Origin of the sequence: Aromatoleum anaerobium, assembly GCF_012910705.2 — a bacterium.
Lineage (GTDB): Bacteria > Pseudomonadota > Gammaproteobacteria > Burkholderiales > Rhodocyclaceae > Aromatoleum > Aromatoleum anaerobium.
Genome location: NZ_WTVG02000040.1, coordinates 153,066 through 177,445 on the forward strand (window position 1 = coordinate 153,066; position 24,380 = coordinate 177,445).

Annotated in this window: 25 protein-coding genes and 2 pseudogenes; 16 read left to right on the forward strand and 11 right to left on the reverse strand. The window is 64.5% G+C overall.

What is annotated here, in order from left to right; translation table 11 throughout:
- The first annotated feature begins 155 nt into the window (after positions 1-155).
- The 4 genes from GO606_RS16265 to GO606_RS16280 all read left to right on the forward strand — a co-directional run bounded on the left by GO606_RS16265 (position 156) and on the right by GO606_RS16280 (position 2,655).
- Positions 156-890, forward strand: coding sequence for a cell envelope integrity TolA family protein (locus GO606_RS16265; RefSeq protein ID WP_169117761.1), 735 nt, complete (start codon positions 156-158; stop codon positions 888-890).
- Positions 891-901: 11 nt separating this feature from the next.
- Positions 902-1,393: a zinc ribbon domain-containing protein gene (locus tag GO606_RS16270; RefSeq protein ID WP_211166546.1), complete on the forward strand. Its 492-nt coding sequence runs from the start codon at positions 902-904 to the stop codon at positions 1,391-1,393.
- A gap of 63 nt (positions 1,394-1,456) precedes the next feature.
- Positions 1,457-1,906 carry a hypothetical protein gene (locus tag GO606_RS16275; RefSeq protein ID WP_049780324.1) on the forward strand — a complete coding sequence of 150 codons (450 nt, stop codon included), beginning with the start codon at positions 1,457-1,459 and terminating at the stop codon, positions 1,904-1,906.
- A 68-nt stretch (positions 1,907-1,974) separates the two neighbouring features.
- Positions 1,975-2,655, forward strand: a complete 681-nt coding sequence (locus GO606_RS16280; protein WP_169117762.1) for a DUF1828 domain-containing protein — start codon at positions 1,975-1,977, stop codon at positions 2,653-2,655.
- Between the two features lie 46 nt (positions 2,656-2,701).
- On the opposite strand, the gene GO606_RS16285 is transcribed toward GO606_RS16280, so the two are convergent.
- The 3 genes from GO606_RS16285 to GO606_RS16290 are packed head-to-tail and all read right to left on the reverse strand — an operon-like array spanning position 2,702 to position 4,130.
- A complete protein-coding gene (locus tag GO606_RS16285; RefSeq protein ID WP_169117763.1) occupies positions 2,702-3,109 on the reverse strand; it encodes a helix-turn-helix domain-containing protein in 408 nt (135 codons plus the stop codon).
- Entirely contained in the window at positions 3,106-3,195 is a 90-nt protein-coding gene (locus GO606_RS22185; RefSeq protein WP_169117768.1) for a type II toxin-antitoxin system HigB family toxin, read from the reverse strand. Before GO606_RS22185 ends, GO606_RS16285 begins: the two co-directional genes overlap by 4 nt.
- A 20-nt stretch (positions 3,196-3,215) precedes the next feature.
- Positions 3,216-4,130, reverse strand: coding sequence for a DNA ligase (locus GO606_RS16290; protein ID WP_211166547.1), 915 nt, complete (start codon positions 4,128-4,130; stop codon positions 3,216-3,218).
- Between the two features lie 212 nt (positions 4,131-4,342).
- On the opposite strand from GO606_RS16290, the gene miaA reads away from it, so the two are divergent.
- Entirely contained in the window at positions 4,343-5,290 is a 948-nt protein-coding gene (miaA, locus tag GO606_RS16295) for a tRNA (adenosine(37)-N6)-dimethylallyltransferase MiaA (protein ID WP_169119781.1), read from the forward strand.
- A gap of 217 nt (positions 5,291-5,507) precedes the next feature.
- Here the strand turns inward: miaA and GO606_RS16300 are convergent, their stop codons facing one another.
- Entirely contained in the window at positions 5,508-7,205 is a 1,698-nt protein-coding gene (locus GO606_RS16300) for a radical SAM protein (RefSeq protein ID WP_169119780.1), read from the reverse strand.
- Between GO606_RS16300 and GO606_RS16305 the strand changes: the two genes are divergently transcribed.
- Positions 7,189-7,383, forward strand: a complete 195-nt coding sequence (locus GO606_RS16305) for a hypothetical protein (RefSeq protein WP_169119779.1) — start codon at positions 7,189-7,191, stop codon at positions 7,381-7,383. The genes GO606_RS16300 and GO606_RS16305 overlap by 17 nt on opposite strands.
- On the opposite strand, the gene GO606_RS16310 is transcribed toward GO606_RS16305, so the two are convergent.
- Genes GO606_RS16310 through purM form a run of 4 tightly spaced genes read right to left on the reverse strand, consistent with a single transcriptional unit; the run spans position 7,363 to position 14,003 of the window.
- Positions 7,363-8,694, reverse strand: a complete 1,332-nt coding sequence (locus GO606_RS16310) for a hypothetical protein (protein WP_169119778.1) — start codon at positions 8,692-8,694, stop codon at positions 7,363-7,365. The genes GO606_RS16305 and GO606_RS16310 overlap by 21 nt on opposite strands.
- Positions 8,695-11,769, reverse strand: coding sequence for an efflux RND transporter permease subunit (locus tag GO606_RS16315; RefSeq protein ID WP_169119777.1), 3,075 nt, complete (start codon positions 11,767-11,769; stop codon positions 8,695-8,697).
- A gap of 15 nt (positions 11,770-11,784) precedes the next feature.
- Entirely contained in the window at positions 11,785-12,945 is a 1,161-nt protein-coding gene (locus tag GO606_RS16320; RefSeq protein WP_169119776.1) for an efflux RND transporter periplasmic adaptor subunit, read from the reverse strand.
- Between the two features lie 11 nt (positions 12,946-12,956).
- Positions 12,957-14,003, reverse strand: coding sequence for a phosphoribosylformylglycinamidine cyclo-ligase (purM, locus tag GO606_RS16325; protein ID WP_169119775.1), 1,047 nt, complete (start codon positions 14,001-14,003; stop codon positions 12,957-12,959).
- Between the two features lie 152 nt (positions 14,004-14,155).
- On the opposite strand from purM, the gene GO606_RS16330 reads away from it, so the two are divergent.
- From GO606_RS16330 to GO606_RS16370, 9 genes are all read left to right on the forward strand, one after another.
- Positions 14,156-15,253 carry an AI-2E family transporter gene (locus tag GO606_RS16330; protein ID WP_169119774.1) on the forward strand — a complete coding sequence of 366 codons (1,098 nt, stop codon included), beginning with the start codon at positions 14,156-14,158 and terminating at the stop codon, positions 15,251-15,253.
- Positions 15,250-15,921, forward strand: a complete 672-nt coding sequence (gene hda, locus GO606_RS16335; RefSeq protein WP_169119773.1) for a DnaA regulatory inactivator Hda — start codon at positions 15,250-15,252, stop codon at positions 15,919-15,921. Before GO606_RS16330 ends, hda begins: the two co-directional genes overlap by 4 nt.
- 79 nt (positions 15,922-16,000) lie before the next feature.
- Positions 16,001-16,663 (forward strand): histidinol-phosphatase, encoded by a 663-nt coding sequence (locus GO606_RS16340; protein WP_169119772.1) that lies wholly within the window; start codon positions 16,001-16,003, stop codon positions 16,661-16,663.
- 78 nt (positions 16,664-16,741) lie between these two features.
- Entirely contained in the window at positions 16,742-18,100 is a 1,359-nt protein-coding gene (gene pcnB, locus GO606_RS16345; RefSeq protein WP_169119771.1) for a polynucleotide adenylyltransferase PcnB, read from the forward strand.
- Positions 18,097-18,645, forward strand: coding sequence for a 2-amino-4-hydroxy-6-hydroxymethyldihydropteridine diphosphokinase (gene folK, locus GO606_RS16350; RefSeq protein ID WP_246979673.1), 549 nt, complete (start codon positions 18,097-18,099; stop codon positions 18,643-18,645). The genes pcnB and folK overlap by 4 nt, the downstream gene beginning before the upstream one ends.
- A gap of 90 nt (positions 18,646-18,735) precedes the next feature.
- Positions 18,736-19,377, forward strand: coding sequence for a deoxynucleoside kinase (locus GO606_RS16355; RefSeq protein WP_169119770.1), 642 nt, complete (start codon positions 18,736-18,738; stop codon positions 19,375-19,377).
- An 85-nt stretch (positions 19,378-19,462) separates the two neighbouring features.
- The gene (gene panB, locus GO606_RS16360) at positions 19,463-20,278 is read left to right on the forward strand and encodes a 3-methyl-2-oxobutanoate hydroxymethyltransferase (RefSeq protein WP_169119769.1); all 816 of its coding nucleotides are present in this window, start codon (positions 19,463-19,465) and stop codon (positions 20,276-20,278) included.
- A gap of 33 nt (positions 20,279-20,311) precedes the next feature.
- Positions 20,312-21,142: a pantoate--beta-alanine ligase gene (gene panC, locus GO606_RS16365; protein ID WP_169119768.1), complete on the forward strand. Its 831-nt coding sequence runs from the start codon at positions 20,312-20,314 to the stop codon at positions 21,140-21,142.
- Between the two features lie 138 nt (positions 21,143-21,280).
- Positions 21,281-21,727, forward strand: a complete 447-nt coding sequence (locus GO606_RS16370) for a CBS domain-containing protein (RefSeq protein WP_169119767.1) — start codon at positions 21,281-21,283, stop codon at positions 21,725-21,727.
- 16 nt (positions 21,728-21,743) lie between these two features.
- Here the strand turns inward: GO606_RS16370 and GO606_RS16375 are convergent.
- Positions 21,744-22,701: pseudogene (locus tag GO606_RS16375) on the reverse strand (IS110 family RNA-guided transposase).
- Between the two features lie 371 nt (positions 22,702-23,072).
- Positions 23,073-23,282, reverse strand: coding sequence for a hypothetical protein (locus GO606_RS16380; protein ID WP_169119766.1), 210 nt, complete (start codon positions 23,280-23,282; stop codon positions 23,073-23,075).
- 196 nt (positions 23,283-23,478) lie between these two features.
- On the opposite strand from GO606_RS16380, the gene GO606_RS16385 reads away from it, so the two are divergent.
- On the forward strand, positions 23,479-24,135 hold the full coding sequence (locus tag GO606_RS16385; protein WP_246979674.1) for a Fic family protein: 657 nt from the start codon (positions 23,479-23,481) through the stop codon (positions 24,133-24,135).
- On the opposite strand, the pseudogene GO606_RS16390 reads toward GO606_RS16385, so the two are convergent.
- Positions 24,125-24,334: pseudogene (locus tag GO606_RS16390) on the reverse strand (transposase domain-containing protein); the annotation flags it as partial. The gene GO606_RS16385 and the pseudogene GO606_RS16390 overlap by 11 nt on opposite strands.
- Positions 24,335-24,380 lie beyond the last annotated feature (46 nt).

Consider the following 24,380-nt stretch of genomic DNA (forward strand, 5'->3'; position numbering starts at 1 on the left):
AGCTCGCCACCCTGGCAACCGGGGAGGCGTATCAGAATCCGGTGTTCGCAAGGGGGATGGTCGCGACCCTGGATGATCATCTTGCGTACATCAGCAGAAGATAAGGGGGCGCAATGTTGCGTTTTTTTCGTGCACTAGGAATGGCATGGGCTGCGATGTCAAACACGACGCGACTTGTCGTGGGGAGTGCAGCGTTTTTCGCGGCGGTCTCAATCGTCGGCAGCATTCAATCCCAACAAAGGGAAGAAGCGCAACTTGCCGAAGAGCGCCGCACTGAAGAAGCCGCTAAGGACCGAGTGCAGGCCGAAAAATCCCGCCGCGCAGCTTTAACACCCGAGCAGCGCGCGGCCGAAGAAGCCGAGAAAGCGCGACTTACAAAGGAGAAGGAAGATGCTGCAGTTCGCGCGAAAGCTGCCGAAGATGCTCGCGTTGCGGAGGTCAAGCGCCAAGCCGCTGAAGCAGAGGCTAAGCGTAGCGACTGGACTTACAGCGACACCGCCGACAAGGTCTCAGGCAAGACAATCAAGAATGCCGGGCTCCGCAGCGAAAATCTCGAATTTCTTGCGTTCCCATACTCTGGCGGAACGCGCGGAAATCTTCAGATCAGAAGACACCCAAGGTTCGGGACGGATGTGATTTTCTATACCTCCAATGGGCAAGTGCAATGCAACGCCTATTCTTCATGCAAGGTCCATCTTCGGGTTGACGACAAGCTGACCATGTCGTTAAGCGGCAACCCTCCTGAAGATCACGACCCTACGGTCGTGTTCCTCAACAAATCGGTGATTGGCACCCTTCGCAAGTCATCAAAGGTCGTCTTGACCGTCTCCATGTTTCAGGAAGGTGAGCGGTCATTCGAGTTTCGAACGCGGAATCTGGACTGGAAGTAGTGAGATGACCAATGATTGAATTCGTCGCATTCTGGATACTCATGGCTGGCACCTGCGCCGTTGTGGCCGGCAGCAAGGGGCGATCGGTCATCGGCTGGCTATTGCTTGGCGCGCTGTTCAGCGCCGTCGCGCTCATCGTCGTCGCCGTCATGCCGTCGCTCAAGCCGGCCGTCGACGCGCCATCTGTCGAGACCCACAAGAAATGCCCGTTCTGCGCCGAGCAAGTCCGACGCGAGGCGATCGTCTGCAAGCACTGCGGCCGTGACTTGGGGCCACATGACGAGGCTCTGCGCCTCACTGGAAGTCCGGAAGGTGTTGCCTTGGTTGCTGCGGCAGAGGCTGGCAACTGGGGGAGTGTGTTTTCACTACTCAACGGTGGGGCCGATCCTAATGCGCTCGACAGCCAAGGAAGGACCGCGCTCGATGTCGCCGAATCACGGAAGGACGAACAGATCGCCAACCTGTTGCGATCGAAAGGCGCCGAACGCCTGCCCCATGACTGACACTCACCATCCTGCGCCGCCGAGGCCCGGCGAGGGGGCCGCGTTTCCAGTGAATTCCCTTGAATGATTGCTGTCGACGAAGCGCTGCGCCTCATGGGGATGCCGAAAAAAGTGTATGGCGCGCCGCAGTGGAGGTCCCGCATCAATCACGCGGGCCATGTCTTCCTGCAGGGGCAGTTCGAAGATGAGGATGGCGCGCTCATTGCCGGACTGTCGCTGCAGATCGAGATCAAGGCACCCATCATTATCCAGCGGTGCCTGTACCTCTTCACGCTGTTTTCCTTCCGGCACGGGGCCAAGCACCGGGCCTATCAGCTTGAGGTTGCCCCAACCAACAAGCGCACCCATAATTCACCGGAAGGTGCCCTTTTCGGCCCGCACGAGCATGTCGGCCCTCGCGTTGAAAAGGTCGACGCCGTAGGGTGCGGAGACTTCAACGGGGCCGCAGAGTATTTCGCGCAACGCTGTTCGATTGCCCGGCCGCTTCCGATTCCGACGCTTGAACTGCCATGAATTGCACCGCCCTCGCTCGACAGTTTGCTTTCGACTGCACGCCTCTTAGGGGCCTGCATGGCGAGCCTGTGTTCGAACTGGGTACGCCGTTCTCATTCGACGATGGCACTGCAATTTGCCTGTATGTGATCAACCGCGCGCCGCTTGTCGAGATCAACGACGAAGCGCTGGCGCTCCATCATCTGTCAGGGATGGGACTCGATCCGTGGAACCCGCGGCGAATGACTGCGCTGCGCGAGCGGATTCACCCTTTCGGCGTAACGCTCTGCAACAACGGCGCCCTATCTCTGCTCGCTCAGGAAAGCCAGCTTGGATGGCATGTGCCGCGCTTCATCTCTGCAGAGCTTGCAGTCGCGCAGTGGGCGCGCGAGCAGATGGGGGGCACGGAAGAGTCGCGCAACCTGGCCGAAGAGGTCGAGATGTACCTGCGCGCCTGGCGCCCGCATGCCGACCTCATTCGCCATCCGCGCCAACGGGGCATCTCCGGCCACGAACATCAGTTCGATTTTCTGCAGAATGACGAGCTGATTGACGTCATTACGCCTCACCACAACGCAACCGGCGGTCTGATGCGCAAACTCGTCGACGTGCTGAATGCGGGCGACGAGAGCGCCCCAAAGGTTCGCGTTATCGTCGACGACCGCACTGACCCGGCCCGAGCGGGCATCGAAATGCAGATCATCGCCTCTCTGGCGAAAGCAATGCCGCTCTCCAAGCTCCTCGAGAGAGTGCATTCGGGGTCAGCCTGACCTCGCCAGCATCTCGACATCGACCAGCCCGCCCCACGCGGGTTTTTTACTCCACGAACGCCTCCATCGGCAGATGAAACCGCTCCGACAACGCCTTCACCTGGCGCAGGTTGAGGGATCGCTTTCCGGACAGCACTTCCGACACAACCGACTGAGAGCCCACTTCCGGCAGATCGGACTGGCGAATGCCGCGCTCTGCCATCAGTTGGCGCAGGAATTCATGCGGTGCCATCGGCGGCCACGGATGTGCGCGCTCTTCGTACTCGCGGATGCGGTCCGCGACGATCGATACCAGCCCGAAAACCGGATGTGATTCATTGCCGCCGAAGCGCTCGAACGCCTCGGCGACGAACGCCAGCAACGCCTCATAGTGCGACTCGTCGCGGACCGGCGCCCCCAGGCCGAGCGCATCACTCACGGCGGCCCACGACTCGATTACATCCGTCACGCTCATTTCCACTCTCCTTTGTCGTACTCGGCATGCGTCAGCACCGCCTTCACCCACAGCAACTGTGCAGCGAAGGCGATTGATGCGATCAGCGGTTATTGCACCCGGCGAATCACGGCAGTTCGCGCACGCGCAGGTAACGGGGAAAACGCGGCAGGCCTTTCGCGGTGAGCTCGCGGTAACGGTAGGTCACGCTCGTGCCGATTGCGGGCGGGGCGCGCCGTTGCGCGTCGGAGAATCCGCTGCCGATGCGAAAGCGGCGTCCCTCGGGCGTTTCGACTTCGAGCGCCCCGAGCATGCCCTGGAGCCGGCCCTTGCCGGGCCGATGCGCCACGACGCGCGCTTCGGCGTCCAGCCAGGGCGTCAGCTTCAGCAGCACGTCGCTGCGCCCGGCAACCCACTGCGCATCGGCGCGATGCAGCATCAAGCCTTCACCGCCGGCCGCGACAACACGCTCGAAGCGCCGCCGCAGCGCTGCGGCGGCGGCGACGCGGAACTGCTCCACCGCCCCCAGCCACGGCGGCCCGCCCGCCGTGACCGCCCTGATCCTGGCGATGCGCTCGGTGAAGCTGCCGGGGGCTTCCGGCATCTCGAACACCATGTAGCGCACCTGCCGCCATTCGTCGTCGACCGGTTGCTGCTTGCGCACGACGCCTGACAGCTGCTCGAAGCTGCGCCGGCCGATCCACAACTCGCCGTCGAGCGCCTCGCGCGGCAAGCCGTCGAGAAACCATCGCGGCGCCGCGATCGGCTGCCCGCTGCGAAAGCGCAACGTCCGCCCGTCCCACAGTGCCCTCACGCCGTCGAGCTTTTCGCTGACCCAGTACGCTGCCGGATCGACGTCGTCGCGATACACCATCGCGAGCGTCGCGGCAGGCCCGCTTGCCGTATCGGCGGGCGCGGGCAGCGGCAACGCGAGCAGCAGGGCGGAAAGAAGCGTGGCAAGGACCTGTGACCGGAAGCTGCTTTCTCGGCACATTCGGCCGATGCGGCGAAAACGGGAAATCGACAGCGAGAACGGGTTCATCGGGCGCAAGCCTCCGGGTTGTCATGCCTTTGGCATTTTACGTTTTTTCTCGTGCGCCAGCATGGCGATCGGCGCCCAACGCTTTGCGCCAATCTCGTCCCTTCGCGTGGCCTGCGGTGACGCCGCGGCGCGCGCGGGACGCCGGTCGCGCTTCGCCGCTACAATTCCTTCCCGGATTCTCCGCCACCGCTCCTGCCACCGCCCAACCCCCGATGCAGCCCTCCGCCCTCCTCCTGCTCGGCCCCACCGCCAGCGGCAAGACCGCCTCCGCACTGGCACTGGCGCGCGTGCTGCCGATCGAGATCGTCAGTGTCGATTCGGCCCTCGTCTATCGCGACATGGACATCGGCACCGCGAAGCCGACCGCAGCGGAACGCGCCACCTGCCCGCACCACCTGATCGACCTCGTGTCGCCCGAAGAAAGCTACTCGGCGGCGCACTTTCGTCGCGACGCGCTGCGGCTGATCGGCGAGATCCACGCGCGCGGGCGCATCCCGCTGCTCGCCGGCGGCACGATGCTGTACTTCAAGGCGCTGCGCGACGGGCTGTCCGACCTGCCCGCCGCCGACGCCGACCTGCGCGCCGACATCGACGCCGCCGCGGCGCGCCTCGGCTGGCCGGCACTGCATGCGCAACTCGCACAGCTCGATCCGGACGCCGCCGCGCGGCTAGACCCGGCCGACGCGCAGCGCATCCAGCGCGCGCTCGAGATCGTGCGCTTGACCGGACGCCCGCTTGCCGAGAGCTACGCCCGGCGCGAGGCCGCAGCGCTGCCGTTCCGCATGCTGCCGATCGCGCTCGTGCCGTCGGACCGCGCGGTGCTGCATGCGCGCATCGAGCAGCGCTTCGACCAGATGCTCGCGGCCGGCCTCGTCGACGAGGTGCGTGCGCTGCGCGCGCGCTACACACTCGAGGCGGCGCTGCCGTCGATGCGGTGCGTCGGCTACCGGCAGGTGTGGGAATATCTCGACGGCCGCGACGATTACGCCACGATGCGCTTCAAGGGCATCGCCGCGACGCGCCAGCTCGCCAAGCGCCAACTCACGTGGCAACGGCAGTTCCGCGACAGCTGGCCCGGGCTCGTCGAGATCGACTGCCTGCGCGCAGACCTGTCGAACCGCGTCGCCGTCACCGTACACCGCCTGCTCGACGGTTCATAGCAACCCGGACCACCTCACGCCCCGCAGCCCATGAGCGTAGGCTGGAACACCGCATCCATTGCCCGCCGCCTGTCGATCTTCGCTCTGCTCGCCGCCGCACTTGCCGACAGATCATCAGCCTCGCCCACACGGCGACCATAACGAACAATCCGGGAAGGACCGATGTTGCGTTGCAAGACATGTCTCGGCGTTTTGCCCCGGATGTTCCTCTTCTTGCTTACTTCACCTGAAAAGCACTGACATCATCAACCTTCCCCATGCCCGCCGCCGGGCACGTGCGACATGTTTCTCTTAATGAATTATTCATAATCTCACTGCGTAAATTAATATAATTCTGCCCCAGCCATATTGCCTCAAAAGACTCATTCAGCACATTTCCAAAAGAACTCTCATTGAACCACCAACCGCAAGGAATCAAATGACCATTTGGCTGCAAACCTACAAAGTGCCAAGGAAATAAGCACGACGGTTTAAGGGTTGTTTCGTCATTGTTAGAAAACTCAAGGGTCATGCTTTTAATGCTAGTATGAGCAGAGTGTTTGTTCATGCCCTCAATTGTGTCTAGGCCTCTCACTGTATGGAATTTTTCAGGGAAAAAAGTGGCAATTCCGTACTCGTCAGCCAATGCTTTCGCCTCATCAAGCATTTTATTACATAGCTCCTTATGCAACTCCAAGGACTCCATTTCCCAATCCATTTTAGCAGCTGATTGCGGAACTACATGCACCACACCCACGGCCTGCGCTTTCAGTTTACTTGCAAGTCGAATAATTTGAGGAAGTTCTTCAATATTAGAGCGCATTATTACGACAGTAAGGCCGATGTATGGCTTCAATGAACCATGTCGCTCTTTCGCGTCGTTTAATTTCTTGATATTGGAAATAAGCGTATCAAACTTCGCTCCGCTCCTAATGTACTCATACGTTTCTTTTGTGGCCCCATCAAGAGATATACAAATTTGATCTAGCTTGCTCTGAATCAACGTCTCGATTATCTTGTCGTGAAGCAACAAACCATTCGTATACATACGGACAGTTGGTATGGAGTAATCGCGAATAATATCAAGTAATTCACCTAATTTCTTGTGTAACAATGGCTCGGCGCCAAACGAAAGAGACATTTCGGCGCAAAGAGGGAATATTTGCTTCGCTACTCTATGAAAATCCTCTACTGAAATTTCTTTCTTCTTTATTGTTCCTGCTTCACTGCTACTAAAATGGCACATTATACATTTGATATTGCATACATTAACAATATCCATTTCCAAATTGAATGGCCTTATGTTTAGGTGCTTACGAATGTCATTTTCGTTAACAGTCTTGACACGCAAATCGAAGCTAGGCAGCTTTTTGTAAAAATTATTTATGCAAGACAATATTTCGTGCGAAGTAGGCTCTCTGAATAGGTACGTTCTATACGTGTAGAGAATTTCTTCTATAAGTTTTTTGGCTACTATGTTATATTCAGAGTTTCCGGTCGCATGATTAATTATTGTGTTTACAGAGATTGACGCGGAACGAAGCTGAGAGATGAAATGTTCAAGCGGTGACTGTCCCGATTTTTTTATTTCTGGGTAAAAATTTAAGTAAAAATCGGCATTGAAGAATGCATTTGGCTTACGGCATTTCTTGACAGAGTATCTAATGTAGTCAGCAAGTGGATGAGAACGGTTTTTCGCCAACTCCGGATACTGATCGAGATAGTATGACATGTCGAAATATCGGCACGGGTTACGCCCTTCCCATGCGCCGTGATCAATAAAATGAGTTAATGGATCTATCCCCGCATTTCTTATATCTGGATATGCCTCTAAATAGTACTGAGGATCAAATAGCTCGGTTCGTAGTACGGCATTCCGGTTGAAGTGGTTTTTAGAAAAACGTTTTTGCAGTTCTGTAATGTATCGCTTTAGCATTTATTATCCTATTTTGCAGTTACTAAATAATTATTTAGTCGACTCTGAAAAATTCATCCCCGGCCCGGCGCATATGTTGGATAACGCCTTCGGCTCGTCGGCCCTACGCCTGCTGGCCGATGCCGTCGGCGCAGCCGCCGCGCGCCTGCTCGCCGGCTCACAGAATGCCGCGCACTAGCGCGACGCCGAACAGCCACACGACCGCGAGCGCATACGCCGCGACGCAGTAGCGCAGGTTCGCCCGCGCGAGCCCGAGCGCTGACAGCGCGAAGCGCCCTTGCAGCGACAGATGCACGCCGGACATCGGATTGAGCGCGAGGCCGATGCCCCAGCTCATCAGGAACATCAGCGCGAGCAGCAGCGGGTCGGGCGCGAGCGGCGCGAGCCACGCCGACGCGATGACGATCGTCACCACCGCGTGCACGCCGATCGCCGACAGCGCGATCATCAGCCCGAGCACGACCGCCGCCTGCAGCGCGCCGAACCGCTCGAACGGCAGCCAGCCGGAATCGGTCTGCATCAGCGCCTGCAGGCCGGTCGCCAACACGCCGGCGGCGAGGAACAGCATCAGCTCGCCGGACATCGCCGGGAGGCGGCGGTGGGCGTGATCGATGATGCGCTCGACGCCGTCGCCCGGCCCGCTGCGGACGAACACCGCCGCCACGCTGATCGCCAGCGCCGCGCCGCTGATGATCGCGAGCGACGACCACGCGGGCAGCAGGAAATGAGCGGCGCTCACGAGGCCGGTCAGCGCAAGCGGCAGCCACAGCGCCGACGGGCGCATCGGAAAGCCGACGAAGTCGGGATCCTCGCCTGCTGCTGCCGGCGGCAGCGTCCGTCCGGCGACCCACACCAGCACTGCCGCCAACGGAGCGCCGGCGAGCGCGACGTCGGCGAGGCGCGCCTGGGGCGCATACGTCAGTGCGACCGCCATGGCGCCGAAGAACGGTGACCACAGCGCCGCGAGCATGAACGGACGCGCGATCGCGGCGGCCTGTCGCGGCGACAGCCGCCCGGCCTGCGCAAGCCGCTCGGCGACGATGAAAATCACCGACATGTTGATGACGGCGCCGAAAACATGTACGCCGGCCATCGTCTGCCACAACGCGCGTCGCCCGCGCGGAAGGGGCCGGTCATCGCCGCCTCCCATGCCGACGAGCTGCAGGAAGCTCACTGCGGCGAGCATGCCGAGCAGCGGCGTGTTCTTCGTCAGCAGGCCGCTCCACGAAGGGCTGTGGCCACGCCACAGCGCCACTGCGAGCGCGACGGCGCCGAGCCCGGAAAGGATGATCGCGAAGCGGTGCTGCTTGTGGTCGAGGCGAGGCCACAGCGCGATTGCCGCTCCCCACGCGGCGAGGCCGGCGGGCCAGGCCGGAAGGCCGGTGCGCGCGCCATGCGCGAGCGACAGCAGCACCAGCGCCATCATCAGCCACGCGGCGAGAGCCGAACGCGGCCGCGAAAGGATTTGCTGCGGCGGCGAATGCAGCACTTATTCTGTCGCCGCGACCGGCTGTTCGGCCTCGATGCGGGTGCGCTTGCGGCGCGCGAGGAGCGTATACACGGTCGGCACGACGAACAGCGTGAACACCGTGCCGAGCAGCAGGCCGCCGACGATGACCCAGCCGATCTGCTGGCGGCTCTCGGCGCCGGCGCCGGTCGCGAGCGCGAGCGGGATCGAGCCGAGTACCATCGCCCCGGTCGTCATCAGGATCGGCCGCAGCCGCAGCACCGACGCGTCGATGACCGCCTCCGTCAGCGCCGCGCCCTCGTCGCGCAGCTGGTTCGCGAACTCGACGATCAGGATGCCGTGCTTCGTGATCAGCCCGACCAGCGTGACGAGCCCGATCTGGCTATACACGTTCAGCGTGCCGCCGGTGAAATACAGCGCCGCGAGCGCACCGGTCATCGACAGCGGCACCGTCAGCATGATGATGAACGGGTCGCGGAAGCTCTCGAACTGCGCCGCGAGCACGAGGTAGATGAACGCCAGCGCGAGCACGAAAGTCAGCGCGAGGCTCGCCGAGCTGGTCTTGAACTCGCGCGACTGGCCGTCGTAGTCGATCGCGTAGCCGGCCGGCAGCACGCGCGCGGCCGTCTGTTCGAGAAATGCCAGCGCCTCGCCGAGCGCAAAATCCGGCGCGAGGTTCGCCGAAATGGTCACCGAACGCCGCTGGCCGAAGTGGTTGAGCTCGCGCGGGCTGACCGTCTCGCGCACCTGCACGAGGTTCGCGAGCGGTACCATCTCGCCGCTTTTGCCGCGCACGTAGATCTCGCGGATGTCGCGGGCAATGGTGCGGCTTGCCGCCTCGACCTGCACGATCACGTCGTACTGTTCCGCGTCCTTCTTGTAGCGCGTGACCTGCCGCCCGCCGAGCATCGTCTCGAGCGTGCGGCCGATCACGTCGACGGGAATGCCGAGGTCGGCGGCGCGGTCGCGGTCGACGTCGACCGCAAGTTCCGGCTTCGTCAGCTTCAGGTCGGTGTCCGGCGACACGAAACCCGGATGGGCGCGCAGCTCGTCGAGCATCCGCTCGGTGTGGCGCGCGAGTTCGTCGTACGACTCCGACGTCGTGATGACGAAGCTGACCGGACGCGAGCGCGAACTCTGCCCGAACGCCGCCGGCAGCACCGGGAACGCGAGCAGCCCCGGCACCGCCGAGAGCTTCGGCCGCAGCTCGCCGGCGATCTCGGCGGCGTTGCGCTCGCGCTCGGCCCAGTCGGTGAAACCGGCGAACGAGATCCCCTGGGACACCGTCGGGTTGCCGGAGATGACGAGGTAGCGGTCGACTTCCGGCGTCTGAGCAAAGATCGCCTCGACCTGTTCGGCATAGCGGCCCATGAAGTCGATCGTCGCGCCTTCCGGCCCGGAAAAGATGCCGACGACGCGGCCGCGGTCCTCGACCGGCGCAAGTTCCGTCTTCAACGTCTTGAGCAGCACCAGCGACAAGCCGGCGACGACGACGAACGCGAGCACCACGGCCCAGCGCAGTTGCAACGCAAAGATCAGCGCACGACGGTAGCCGTTCGTCAGGCGGCCGAGGAACCCCTCGATCGCGTTGTAGAAACGGCCGTGCCGCTGTTCGTGGCGCAGCAGCTTCGAGCACATCATCGGCGACAGCGTCAGCGCGACGAAACCCGACACGATCACCGCGCCGGCGAGCGTCAGCGCGAACTCGGTGAAGAGCTTGCCGGTGCGCCCGGTCATGAACGCGACCGGCGCATACACCGCGGCGAGCGTGATCGTCATCGCGACGACAGCGAAGCCGATCTCGCGCGCGCCGCGGAATGCCGCCTGGACGGGCTCCATGCCTTCCTCGACATGCCGGTAGATGTTCTCGAGCACGACGATCGCGTCGTCGACGACGAGGCCGATCGCGAGCACCAGCGCGAGCAAGGTCAGCGTGTTGATCGAGAAGCCGAACACCAGCATCAGCGTGAACGCGCCGACGAGCGACACCGGGATCGTCACCAGCGGCACCAGCATCGCACGCCAGTTGCGCAGGAAGAAGAAGCAGATCACCGCGACCAGCAGCACTGCTTCCCAGATCGTCGTGAATACCGACGCGATCGAGCGTTCGATGAACACGGTCGTGTCGTTCGCGATGCTCATCGTCATGCCTTCGGGCAGCTCGGCTTCGAGCACCGGCATCATCTCGACGAGCCCGCGTTTGAGGTCGAGCGGGTTCGCGACCGACTGCTTGATCAGGCCGAGCGACACTGCCGGCTTGCCCATGAAACGCACCAGCGTGCGCTCGCTCTGCGCGGCGACTTCGACGCGGCCGATGTCGCGGATGCGCACCGGGCGCCCGTCCGCCGTCCCGGGTTCGCGCACGACGATCGCCTCGAACTCCTGCGGCTCGTCGAGATCGGTCTGCGCGACGACGGCGAATTCGCGCTCGCGGCTCTCGATGCGCCCGGCCGGCAGCTCGACGTTCTGGCGCCGGATCGCGTCCTCGACGTCCTGTGGCGTGAGCTTGAACGCCGCGAGCCGGTCGCGATCAAGCCAGATGCGCATCGAATAGCGGCGCTCGCCGAACACGCGCGCGTCGGCGGCGCCGGAGAGCGTCTGCAGCCGCGGCTTGACGATGCGGCTGGCGATGTCGCTCAGTTCGAGCGACGAGTGGCGATCCGACGAGAAGGCGATCCAGATGATCGGGCTCGCGTCGGCTTCGACTTTCGCGATCACCGGCTCGTCGATGTCGTCCGGCAGCTGGCGGCGCGCGCGCGACACCCGGTCGCGCACGTCGGCCGCGGCGCTGTCGGCGTCGCGCTCGATGCGGAAGCGGATCGTGATCTGGCTGCGCTCCTGGCGGCTGATCGACTGGATCACGTCGACGCCTTCGATGCCTGCGAGCGAATCCTCGAGCGGTTTCGTGACCTGCGATTCGACGATCTCGGCGCTCGCGCCGGTGTAGGTCGTGTCCACAGTCACGACCGGCTCGTCGATGTTCGGGTATTCACGCACCGTCAGGCGCGAATACGACATCAGCCCGACGAGCAGCACCAGCAGCGACAGCACCGTCGCGAACACCGGGCGCTTGATGCAGATCTCGGACAGGATCATCTCGTGCGCCTCCGGTCAACCGGCTCCGCCGGCAGCACCTGCCGAAGGCGCCTCGCCGGCCCCGTCCGCGCGCACTACGCGCACCGGCGCCCCGTCGCGCAGCTTGAGCTGGCCCGCCGTCACGACGACGTCGCCGGCCTGCAGGCCACGCACGACTTCGACGCGCGTGCCGCGCCGCACCCCGGTCGACACCTCGACGCGCTGCGCCTTGCCGTCGACGACGCGATAGACGAACTGCACGTTGCCGGGCGCCGACACCAGCGCCTCCTCGGGGAGGATCGCGACGTCGGCGCGCTGCTGCAGGATCAGCCGCACGCGCGCGAACATCCCCGGGCGCAGCCGCAGGCCTTCGTTCGGCAGCGTCGCGCGCATCACGACCGAGCGTCCCTGTTCGTCGACGAGCGGGTCGATCGCGGCGACCCGCGCTTCGAAGCGCTGACCGGGAATCGCGTCGGAGGTGAGTTCGAGCGTCTGCCCGGGGCGCACGCGCGCGAGATAGTTTTCCGGCAGGCGGAAATCGACTTTCAGCGTCGCGATGTCCTCGAGATTGACCAGGTCGTCGCCTTCCTTGACGTAGTCGCCGACGCTGACGTTGCGAATCCCGACGACGCCGGCGAACGGCGCGCGGATGCGCGTGCGTTCGAGGTGCGCCTGCGCGAGCGCCATGTTCGCGCGCGCGACTTCGAGCTGCGAAGCGGCTTCGTCGCGCGCGGTGTGGCTGAGGAACTTGCGCTTGAAGAGATCGTCGGTGCGGCCGTAATTGGCCTCGGCGAGCGCGAGGTTCGCCTTCGCCTGCTGCACTTCGGCCTGCTGCACCGCTGCGTCGAGTTCGACCAGCACTTCGCCGCGCCGTACCGGCCCGCCTTCGCGGAAGCGGATCGCGGCGATGCGGCCGGCGACTTCGGGCCGCAGCACGACCGATTCGTTCGAGCGCAGCGTGCCGACCGCGGTGACGTCGTCGGCGACGGTTTCGGACGTCACCGTGACGGTCTCGACGCCAACCGGGTCCGCCTTGGCCGCAGCGCCGGCTGCGCCGCCATTGCCCCGTTGTGCCGCGGGCGCCGCGCCCACCGGCTGTGGGGTGGCCGGCGTGCGGTTCGCGTAGTACGCATAGCCCGCAAGCGCGGCGAGGCCGACGAGGCTGAGAACGACGATCAAGCGCCGTGAGGCGGGCATTGCGGCCGGCCTCAGCCGACTGTCGTCTGCGCCGCGCCTTCGGACCGCGACTCGATCCGGCCGAGCCGATAGACAGTCTCGCCCGCGGCCTCGAGGTTCTGCACTGCCGCGTCGGCCTGCGCGGCCGACACGATGACGACCATGCCGACGCCGCAGTTGAAGACGCGATACATTTCCTGCGCGTCGACGTTGCCGGCGTCACGGAGCCATTGGAACAGCGGCGGCAGCGTCCACGACGACGCGTCGAGGCGCGCGGCCAGGTCGGGGCCGAGGATGCGCGGCACGTTCTCGAGCAGGCCGCCGCCGGTGATGTGCGCCATGCCCTTGACGACGCCGGGGATCGACTGCATTAGGCCGAGCATCGGCTTCACGTACAGGCGCGTCGGTTCGAGGATCACGTCGCGCAGCGGACGGCCGTGGAAGTCGGCGTCGAGGTCCGGCTTGGCAAGGTCGAGGATCTTGCGGATCAGCGAGTAACCGTTCGAATGCGCGCCGCTCGACGCGAGGCCGAGCACGAGGTCGCCGGGGACGATCTTCGAGCCGTCGATGATCTCGGACTTCTCGACCGCGCCGACCGCGAAGCCGGCCAGATCGTATTCGCCGTCCGGGTACATGCCGGGCATCTCGGCGGTCTCGCCGCCGATCAGCGCGCAGCCGGACAGCTCGCAGCCGCGCGCGATGCCGCCGACGACCGCTGCCGCGGTCTCGACATCGAGCTTGCCGCAGGCGAAGTAATCGAGGAAGAACAAGGGCTCGGCGCCCTGCACGAGGATGTCGTTGACGCTCATTGCGACCAGATCCTGGCCGACGGTGTCATGCTTGTTGAGCTGGAACGCGAGCTTCAGCTTGGTGCCGACGCCGTCGGTGCCCGACACCAGCACCGGCTCGCGGTACTTTTTCGACAACTCGAACAGCGCGCCGAAGCCGCCGATGCCACCGAGCACTTCGGGGCGCATGGTGCGTTTGGCGAGCGGCTTGATGCGGTCGACGAGCGCGTCGCCGGCATCGATATCGACACCGGCGTCGCGGTAGGAAAGCGAAGGTTTCGGGGAGCTCAAGTGGGTTCCTCTAGCGGGCGGAAGCGGGGGTTCGGCCGGACCCGGCGAGCGGGAAACTTGAGGCCGCAACACCAAGTGGCTACATTTACGGGTTTCGCGGGTCACTCCGGCATTTGCCGGGCACCCGCGCCAGGCTCGCAATTTTACTCGAAATGACCCAATCCCGCGCCGACCGTCTGCAATCCGCCGTGTGGGCCGGCGTTGCGCTTGCGCTCGTCGCGCTGCTCTACGCGCTGGGGCCGATCCTCGCGCCGTTCGTGATCGCGGCGGTGTTCGCGTACATTTGCGACCCGGCGGTGAACTGGATGGTCCGGCGCCGCATTCCGCGGCCGCTCGCGGTGCTGCTGGTGATCCTCGGCCTGGGCGCGATGATGCTGCTGCTGCTGCTGATCCTCGCGCCGATGATCTATCGCGAGGCGATCGCGCTCGTCGGCCGCCTGCCGGACCTAATCGAGCTGCTCAATTCCCGCGTCGCACCGCAACTGATGGAGCGCTTCGGCATCGACGTGCAGCTCGATGCGGCGTTCGTGCGCACGTGGATCACCGAGAACTGGAGCACCGCGCAGGACCTCGTGCCGGTCATCCTCGGCCACCTGCGCCAGGGCGGCAGCGCGCTGGTCGGCCTCGCGGCGCTCGTGCTGCTGATCCCGGTCGTGATGTTCTACCTGCTGCAAGACTGGCCGCAGCTGGTCGCGAACGTGCAGGCCATCATTCCGCGCCCGATGCTGCCGCGCACGCTGCGCATCTTCAACGACATTGATTCGGTGCTGTCGCAGTTCCTGCGCGGCCAGCTCTCGGTGATGCTGCTGCTCGCAGTGTTCTACAGCGTCGGGCTGTGGCTCGCCGGGCTGAAGTTCGCGTTGCCGGTCGGCGTCATCACCGGCCTGCTCGTTTTCATCCCCTACATCGGCTTCGGCGGCGGCCTGATCCTCGCGATCCTCACTGCGCTGCTGCAGGCCGACGGCTGGTCGCCGCTGATCGGCGTCGCGATCGTGTACAGCCTCGGGCAGGCGATCGAGAGCTTCGTGCTGACGCCCTACCTCGTCGGCGAGCGCATCGGCCTGCATCCGGTTGCAGTGATCTTCGCGTTGATGGCGTTCGGCCAGCTGTTCGGCTTCGTCGGCGTGCTCGTCGCGCTGCCGGCGAGCGCGGCGATCCTCGTCGGCTTGCGCGAACTGCGTACCGCGTGGGTCGCGAGCCGCCTCTACCAGGGCGACACCGAATCGCGCATCGAGGAGATCGGCAAGTGAAGCAGCTCGTGCTCGACATCCGCCCCGATGCGCCGCCGACGCTCGACAACTTTGTCGTCGGCAGCAACGACGAACTGGTCGCCGCGCTCGACGCAATCGGAGCGCACGCCGCCCACCTGTATCTTTGGGGCCCCGCGGGCAGCGGTCGCAGCCATCTGTTGCGTGCGGCAGTCGCCGGGGCGCGCGCGGCGGGCCGCCCGGCCCTCTACGTCCCGGCCGCCGAAGCGGGGGACGAATTGCCGCAGACCGGCGGCGCGCTGCTCGCGGTCGACGACCTCGACGCACTCGACGCAGCCGCGCAGGTCGCGCTGTTCAACGCGTTCAACCGCGCGCGCGGCAACGGCCAGACGCTGCTCCTGGCCGGCGCGACCGCGCCGCGGCAGCTCGCGGTGCGCGAGGATCTGCGCACCCGCGTCGGCCAGTGTCTGGTCTATGAAGTCCGCCCGCTCGACGATGAAGCGCGCGCGGCGATCCTGCGCACGCTCGCCGAGCGGCGCGGCCTGCCGCTCGCCGACGAAGTAACCGATTTCCTGCTGCGCCACGGCCGCCGCGACCTGCCGAGCCTGCTCGCGGTGCTCGACGCGCTCGACACCGCGTCGCTCGAACGCAAGCGCGCGGTCACCCTGCCGCTGCTGCGCGAGATGATCCAGGCCGGTCTCGACATATGAGCCCGCATCCTCGCGCCGCGCCGGGCACGCCTGCTGCCCCCGACCGTCCGGACCCCGGACCCCATTCAAGGAAACCAGCTTGGACCTCGTACTCTTCGACCTCGACAACACGCTGCTCGATGGCGACTCCGACTTCGCGTGGGCGCAGTTTCTCATCGCCAAGGGCGTGCTCGACCGAGAAGTGCAGGAAGCGAAGAACATCGGCTTCTACGAGCAATACAAGGCCGGCACGCTCGACATCTTCGAGTTCCTCGACTTCCAGCTCGCTCCGCTCGCGCGCCATCCGCGCGCGCAGCTCGACGCATGGCACCGCGAATTCATGGCGACGGCCGTCGCACCGATGATCACCGACAAGGCCCGCCGGCTGGTGCGCGAACAGCTCGACCGCGGCGCGCTGGTCGCGGTCGTCACGGCGACGAACAGCTTCGTCACCGGCCCGATCGTGCGCGAATTCGGCATTCCCCATCTCATCGCGACGATTCCGGCGCAGGAACACGGCGCTTTTACCGGCAAGCCGCGCGGCACTCCGGCGTTCAAGGCGGGCAAGATCGAGCGTGTCGACAGCTGGCTCGAGTCGATCGGCCTGTATCACGGCAGCTTCTCGCGCTCGTGGTTCTACAGCGACTCGCACAACGACCTGCCGCTGATGGCGCGCGTCACCGACCCGGTCGCCGTCGACCCCGACGACAGGCTGCGCGCGCATGCGCTCGCCCATGGCTGGCCGGTCATCTCGCTGCGGTAAGGTGGCCAGCGGCACCCTGCAAGCCCTGCGCATCGGTTATGATTGCACGCTTATGTTGACCGCTCCGCCCTCTTTCCAATGATCCGCAAGCTGCTGCGCAAAGTCTTCCAGCGCGCCGCGCTGCCAGTCGTGAATACCGAACCCGCGCTGATTCCCGTCGCTCAGCATGGCGTTCGCCGCGAGCAGCTCTCGCCGGTCGCGCGCAAGGTCTGCACGGTGCTGCAGGAACACGGCCACAAGGCATTCGTCGTCGGCGGCGCAGTGCGCGATCTCCTTGTCGGCCACCCGCCGAAAGATTACGACGTCGCGACGAGCGCGACGCCCGAGGAAGTCCGCGCGCTGTTCCGCCGCTCGCGCATCATCGGCCGCCGCTTCAAGATCGTGCACGTCATGAGCGGTGCGGAGACAATCGAAGTGTCGACGTTCCGCGCCAGCCAGGCTGCCGAGAGCACTGAAACCGACGAACACGGCCGGGTGCTGCGCGACAACGTCTTCGGCTCGCAGGCCGAGGACGCGACACGGCGCGACTTCACCGTCAACGCGCTGTACTACGATCCGACGACCGAGCAGATCGTCGATTATCACCACGGCGTCGCCGACCTGAAGCAGAAGACGCTGCGCATCATCGGCGACCCGCGCGCGCGCTACCGCGAAGACCCGGTGCGGATGCTGCGCGGCGTGCGACTCGGCGCCAAGCTCGGCCTGACGCTCGACCCTGCCGCGCGCCACCCGATCCGCGAAATGGCGTCGCTGCTCGAAAACGTCCCGGCCGCGCGGCTCTTCGACGAAATGCTGAAGCTGCTGTTCTCCGGGTACGCGCTGAAATGCCTCGAACAGCTGCGCGAGGAAGGCCTGCACCACGGCCTGCTGCCGCTGCTCGACGTGATCCTCGAACAGCCGATGGGCGAACGCTTCGTCAGGCTGGCCCTCGAGAATACCGACGAGCGCGTGCGCCAGGACAAGTCGGTGTCGCCGGGTTTCCTGTTCGCGACGCTGTTGTGGCACGAAGTGCTTGCCGCATGGGAAACGCGCAAGCGCAACGGCGAGCACACCCAGCCCGCGCTGTTCGCGGCGATGGACGACGTGCTCGAGGCGCAGGCCGGCAAGCTTGCGATCACGCGGCGCATCGTTGGTGACATCAAGGAAATCTGGGCGCTGCAGCCCCGCTTCGACAAGTGCAGCGGCAAGACGCCCTACCGTCTCATCGAACAGCCGCGTTACCGGGCGGCCTGGGACTTCCTGCGCTTGCGCGCGCAGTCGGGCGAAATCGACCCGGCGCTCCCCGAGTGGTGGGACCGGTTCGCCCATGCGGGCCACGACGCCCGCGAAGCGCTGCTCGCCGAAGCCCCCGGCCGCGACGAAGCCCCCGAGCGCAAGCGGCGCCGTCGCCGGCGCAAGCCGGCCGAGGCCGACACCGCCGCCGTCGACGCGTCATGAAACGATCCGGCCCGGGCCGGACCACCGCCACGCACGCTCCGGTGCGCACATCCAAGCTCCCTCCGGTGCGCGCCTTCGTCGCGCTGGGCGCGAACCTCGGCCAGCCGGTCGCGACGCTCCGGACTGCATTCGAGGCCCTCGACAGCTTGCCCGACACGCGCGTTGTCGCCCGCTCGGCCCTGTACCGCACCGCCCCGGTGGGCGTCAGCGGGCAGCCCGACTTCTTCAACGCGGTCGCCGCGATCGACACGACGTTGCCCGCGCGGACGCTGCTCGACGCCTTGTTCGACATCGAGGCCCGCCTCGGCCGCACCCGGACGTATCCTCAGGCGCCACGAACGCTGGACCTCGACCTGCTGCTCTACGGCGACGACACCGTCGATGAACCCGGACTCGAAATCCCGCATCCGCGCATGCACCTGCGCGCCTTCGTGCTCGTCCCCCTCGCGGAAATCGCGCCGGCGGCGACGATCCCCGGCCGCGGGCGCGTCGCCGATCTCCTGCCGGGAGTACGCGACCAGGCAATCGAAAGGCTGCCGGACTGACGCCCCCGATGAAGCTTGATTACCTTTGGGCCGCGTTGTGTAGGCTTGGTACGGTATATTTCATTTTCCGCAACTAGACGGGTCTGACACATGCTCGACAAGGCGCACTACATCGTGATCGAAGGGCCGATCGGTGCCGGCAAGACCTCGCTCGCGCGCCGCCTCGCGGAGCGGCTCGATGCCGAGACAGTGCTCGAGCAGCCGGAGCAGAACGCATTTCTCGGGCGTTTCTATCAGGACCCGCAACGCTGGGCGCTGCCGACCCAGCTGTCCTTCCTGTTCCAGCGCGTCGACCAGCTCGGCGCGCTGGCCGAGCGCGCCGACGCGCCCCCGCGCGTCGTGTCGGACTTCGTTCTCGACAAGGATCCGCTGTTCGCGGCGCTCAACCTCGCCGACGACGAACTGGCGCTCTACCGCCGGATCTTCGACAGCATGCAGCCGGCCGTGGTGCGGCACCCCGACTTCGTGATCTATCTGCAGGCGAAACCCGAGACGCTGATCGAGCGTATCCGGCGACGAGGCGTAGAGAGCGAACGCCGCATCACCGAGCGTTACCTGGAGCAGGTCGCTGCGCGCTACGCGCGGTTCTTCTACGATTACGACGCGGCGCCGCTGTTCGTCGTCGACGCCGAGGTCCTCAACCCGGTCGAGCAGGACGATGACTTCGAGCTCCTGCTCGACCGGCTGCGCAGCATGCGCGGTTATCGCGAATTCTTCGGCTACGCCGGCTGACCGCCCCCTCGCCCGCAGCTTTTCGCCACCCCCTTGTGCGGCGCGACATTTTGCGGAAAACTCCGGCTCTCCTCAGGAGTCCCCCATGAGCTACCTCCAGGACGACAAACCCGTCACCCTGTTCGAAATTGGCAAGATGCGCGCCGAAGGGCGCAAGATCAGCATGCTCACCTGCTATGACGCGAGCTTCGCGTCGCTGCTCGAGCGCGCCGGAGTCGACATCGTCCTCGTCGGGGACTCGCTCGGCAACGTCGTGCAGGGACAGACGTCCACGCTGCCCGTGACGCTGGAGCACATGATCTACCACACCGAATGTGTCGTGCGCGGCGCGACCCGCCCGTTCATCGTCACCGACATGCCGTTCGGTTCGTATCACGAGAGCCCGTCGCAGGCGATGCGCAACGCCGCCCGCCTGCTCGCCGCCGGCGCACAGATGGTCAAGCTCGAAGGCGGCGCCTTCATGGCCGAAACCGTCCGTTTCCTCGTCGAACGCGGCGTGCCGGTATGCGCCCACATCGGCCTCACGCCGCAGTCCGTGCACCAGCTGGGCGGCTACCGCGTGCAGGGCCGCAGCGAGGCCGCGGCGGCGCAGCTGAAGGCCGATGCGCTGGCACTCGAACAGGCCGGCGCCGCGCTGATGGTCATGGAAATGGTCCCCGCCGCGCTCGCCGGGGAGGTCACCGCGAGCCTCGCTTCGATGGCGACGATCGGCATCGGCGCGGGCCCGGACTGCGACGGCCAGGTGCTCGTGCTGCACGACATGATCGGCGTCTATCCGGGCAAGAAAGCGCGCTTCGTCAGGAATTTCATGAGCGGCAAGGCCGGTATCGACGAGGCCGTCGCGAGCTACGTCCAGGCCGTCAAGGACGGCAGTTTTCCCGCCCCCGAACACTGTTATTGAGCCGCGCCCTTCCAGCTTCCGAGACCCGCTGCCATGCAGATCCACACCACCCTCCAGAGCCTGCGCGCCGCGCGCGCCGCGGCCGCCGGCAAAGTCGCACTCGTCCCCACGATGGGCAACCTGCACGACGGCCACATCGCGCTGATGCGGCAGGCCGCCGGCCACGCCGATTCGATCGTCGCGAGCATTTTCGTCAACCGCCTGCAGTTCGGCCCGCGTGACGACTTCGACCGCTATCCGCGGACGTTCAAGGACGACTGCGAAAGGCTTGAGGCGGCGGGCGTCGCCCACGTGTTCGCGCCGGATGAAGGCGAGATGTACCCGCAACCGCAGCAGTACCACGTCGACCCGGCGCCGGCGCACGTCACCATTCTCGAAGGCGAGTTCCGTCCCGGCCACTTCCGCGGCGTCGCGACGGTCGTGCTGAAGCTCCTCAACATCGTGCGCCCGGACGTCGCGCTGTTCGGCAAGAAGGACTACCAGCAGCTGATGGTGCTGACGAACATGGTGCGCGAACTGGCCGTCGCGGTCGAGGTCGTGCCGGGCGAGACGATCCGCGCGGCCGACGGGCTCGCGCTGTCGTCGCGCAACGGCTACCTGTCCGCCGAAGAGCGCGCCGAGGCGCCGCGGCTGTACCGCGAGCTCGCCCGCATCCGCGACGCGGTGCGGCGCGGCGATCGCGATTTCCTGAAGCTCGAAACCGAAGCGGTGGCCGGACTCGCCGCGCACGGCTGGCACCCTGACTACGTCGCCGTGCGCCGTCGCGTGGACCTGCAGCCTCCAGGCCACGCAGACGATGCACTGGTCGTGCTCGCCGCGGCGAAGCTCGGCCACACGCGGCTGATCGACAATCTCGAAATCTGAACGACATCGGGCGCCGCCGGCGCGCTTGCCCGCGCAGGTGGCGCTTGCGTCCGCGCCGAAGTCGATTCAAGCTATGACGACGTGTTCGCGTCGGTGCCAGCCGGCACGGCAGTCAACGACAAGAGGAGGGAAGCAGCAATGACCACCACGACAGTGCGGCAGATTCTGGAAACAAAAGGCGCGGGCGCCCATGCGGTGTCACCGGACGTCAGCGTGTTCGATGCGCTGGCAGTCATGGCCAAGCACGACATCGGCGCCGTGCTGGTGACGGAACACGATCACCTCACGGGGATATTCACCGAACGCGACTACGCGCGGAAACTCGTACTGAAAGGCCTCAGTTCGAAAGAGGCGACGGTCGGCGAACTAATGACGCCGAACGTCTGCACGATCACGCCGTCGCACACCGTCGATGAGGTCATGAACATCATGACCGAGAACCGCTTTCGCCACCTGCCGGTCGTCGAGCGCGGCAAGATCGTCGGCATCGTGACGATCGGCGACGTCGTCAAATCGATCATCGTCCAGCAGGAAGAGACGATCAGCCACCTGTCGAGCTACATCGCGGGCGACATCACGAACTGAGCAACTGTCTTTCGAGTCAAGCGAGATGAATCGAATCGTCCCAAGAGGCGCCGGATCGGACCATCGCGTTGAGGATGGTCAGCAGCTTGCGCATGCAGGCGACGATGGCGACCTTCTTGGGCTTTCCTGCGGTGACGAGGCGGTCGTAGAAGTGCCTGATCACACTATTGAATCGGATGGCCGCGAGCGTGGCCATGTAGAGGGCGCGTCGAACTTCGGCGCGCCCGCCGAAGATGCTGCGCTTGCCGCGCATCTGTCCGGAATCGCGATTGAAAGGGGCGAGCCCGACCAAGGCAGCGATTTCGCGCCGGGACAGCGCACCCAACTCGGGGACATCGGCGATCAGGGTGGCGATGGTGGCCGGCCCGATGCCGCGCACGCTCGCGAGCTGGCGGGCAAGCTCGGCAATGATGCCGGTCGATGTGGCTGGCCAGTTGGGCCTCGACGGTATCGAGCTGCTGACGGATGGCCTTGATGAGCGCCTCGATGCTGGCACGAGCGGCCTTGTGGCTGATGGCCAGGCGCTGACGTTCGGCCACCAGCATCGTCACCAGCTGTCGGCGCCGGGCCACCAGCGCCTGCAACGCCTGCTGCTCGGCGGTGGGCAGCACCTTGACGAACTTTTCGCGCTCGGGGTGGCGCACCAGCACCTGAGCCAGCGCCGCCAAGGCGCACGCGTCGATGCGGTCGGTCTTGGCCAAGTACCCCATGGCACGGGCAAAATCGCGCGCCTGGCGCGGATTGACCACCGCCACAGCGAACCCGGCCGCCTGCAGGGCACAGGCCAGATCCCGCTCAAGGCCGCCGGTGGCCTCCATCGCGATCAGTTCGACCGTCTGCCCGGCCAAGGCCGTGATCAGCGCTTCGTGACCGGCGTCGTCGTTTGGAAACGTCCGCACTTCCGCCGTCACGCCCCATGCAGCATCGAAAGTCAGCTTGGCGATGTCGATGCCCACAACGATCGGTTCGGGCATGTTCCTACCCTCCCATCCTTGCAAATGCGATGTTCAGTCCAGCAACTGTTCGGGCTCCGGAGGAACGGTCGCGACGGCGCGCCGTCTGCTCAGATGCGGGCTTGCAGGCCCCGAGGGGGAACAGGCTGCGCCGCCGTGCTCGAAACGACTCGCGCTGTGGATTTGTGGACGATGGCCTGTCGGCCACCGGGCCGCTTGCCGTGGAAAAGTCTGACGACTTTCCCACCGCGCGGCCCTTCGCCCACAAGCTCCACAGCGCACCAATCATTTTTATAAAGATCAATCTGGAAGATACAAGGGGAGTTCTCTTGGCACACTGGAGCTCTTCGTTTGGCACGGTTTATTGGCACGATAAGACAAAGCGCGCCATTCTATTGGCACGCATACGCGAATCGTGCCAACGGCAGAAAGCCCACCAACCCAATGTCGATCGGGATATTGGCGTTGTCGCTAACGATCATCTGTCTCCACTTCTTGCATCGTTCCTTTTGGCAGTCCGGTGCCGAACAGAAGGTGTGGTTTTTGACGCGTGGATCTGGCTGGAAGGTCTGGCCGCAGCAGGCGCAAATCTTGGTGCTCATCAAATTTCTCCATACGAAAATTCGTATGGGAACTGCTGACCGTCGCATGGCGCAGGGCGTGAACCAATAAAACATCCATTCACACCCATTTACCCCTTGCGGCTCCGAGGACTCAACATCTTGAGAAATGGGTGTTATTGGGTGTATTATTGGTTCTATGCTTCGCTCTGACACCCTTCAGATCACCCCTGAGATCTTGAGCCTGATTGCTCGGATTGATGAGTTCAAAGGCGCTTGGCGCGCCTTGGGCACCCTTGCACCTGATCGTCTGTCTGCCTTGCGCAGGGTGGCCACCATCGAGAGCATCGGGTCGTCTACCCGTATCGAGGGCAGCAAGCTGACCGACAGGGAAGTGGAGAAGCTACTTTCCAACCTGGCCATCCAGTCTTTCGAGACCCGTGATGAGCAGGAAGTGGCTGGCTACGCCGAGCTGATGGACTTGGTGTTCAGCTCCTGGCGGGAGATCCCGTTCAACGAGAACCATGTCAAGCAACTGCACCAAATCCTGCTGCGTCACAGCGAGAAGGATTCACGGCACCGGGGACAGTACAAGACCAACTCAAATAGCGTGGCCGCTTTCGATGAAAACGGTGTGCAGATCGGGATCGTGTTCGAGACGGCAAGCCCGTTCGACACGCCGCGCCTGATGGCTGAACTTGTGACCTGGGTGAATGAGGAGCGCGACAAGGCGCAGTTGCACCTGCTATTGATCATCGCCATCTTCGTCGTGGTGTTCCTGGAGATTCACCCGTTCCAGGATGGCAACGGCCGCCTCAGTCGTATTTTGACCACTTTGTTGCTCATTCGTAAGCGCTCCACGAACCCCATCCTTCCCGAACTTGCTACGCTGTGATCAGATGCTCAGCCTTGAGATTCCAAGGCAGGAGGGCCTCGAAGTGTTCGACGGTGGTCGCAGCGGGCAGCGCCCGCAGCACGTGGCGCAGCCACAGGTACGGCTCGAGACCGTTGGCCTTGGCGGTTTCGACCAACGAGTAGATGAGCGCGCTGGCACGCGCACCGGCCTGGGTGTCCGAGAAGAGCCACGCCTTTCTGTTATCGAAATGTTTCGATAACCGGAATTATCCTCGGTCAACTATT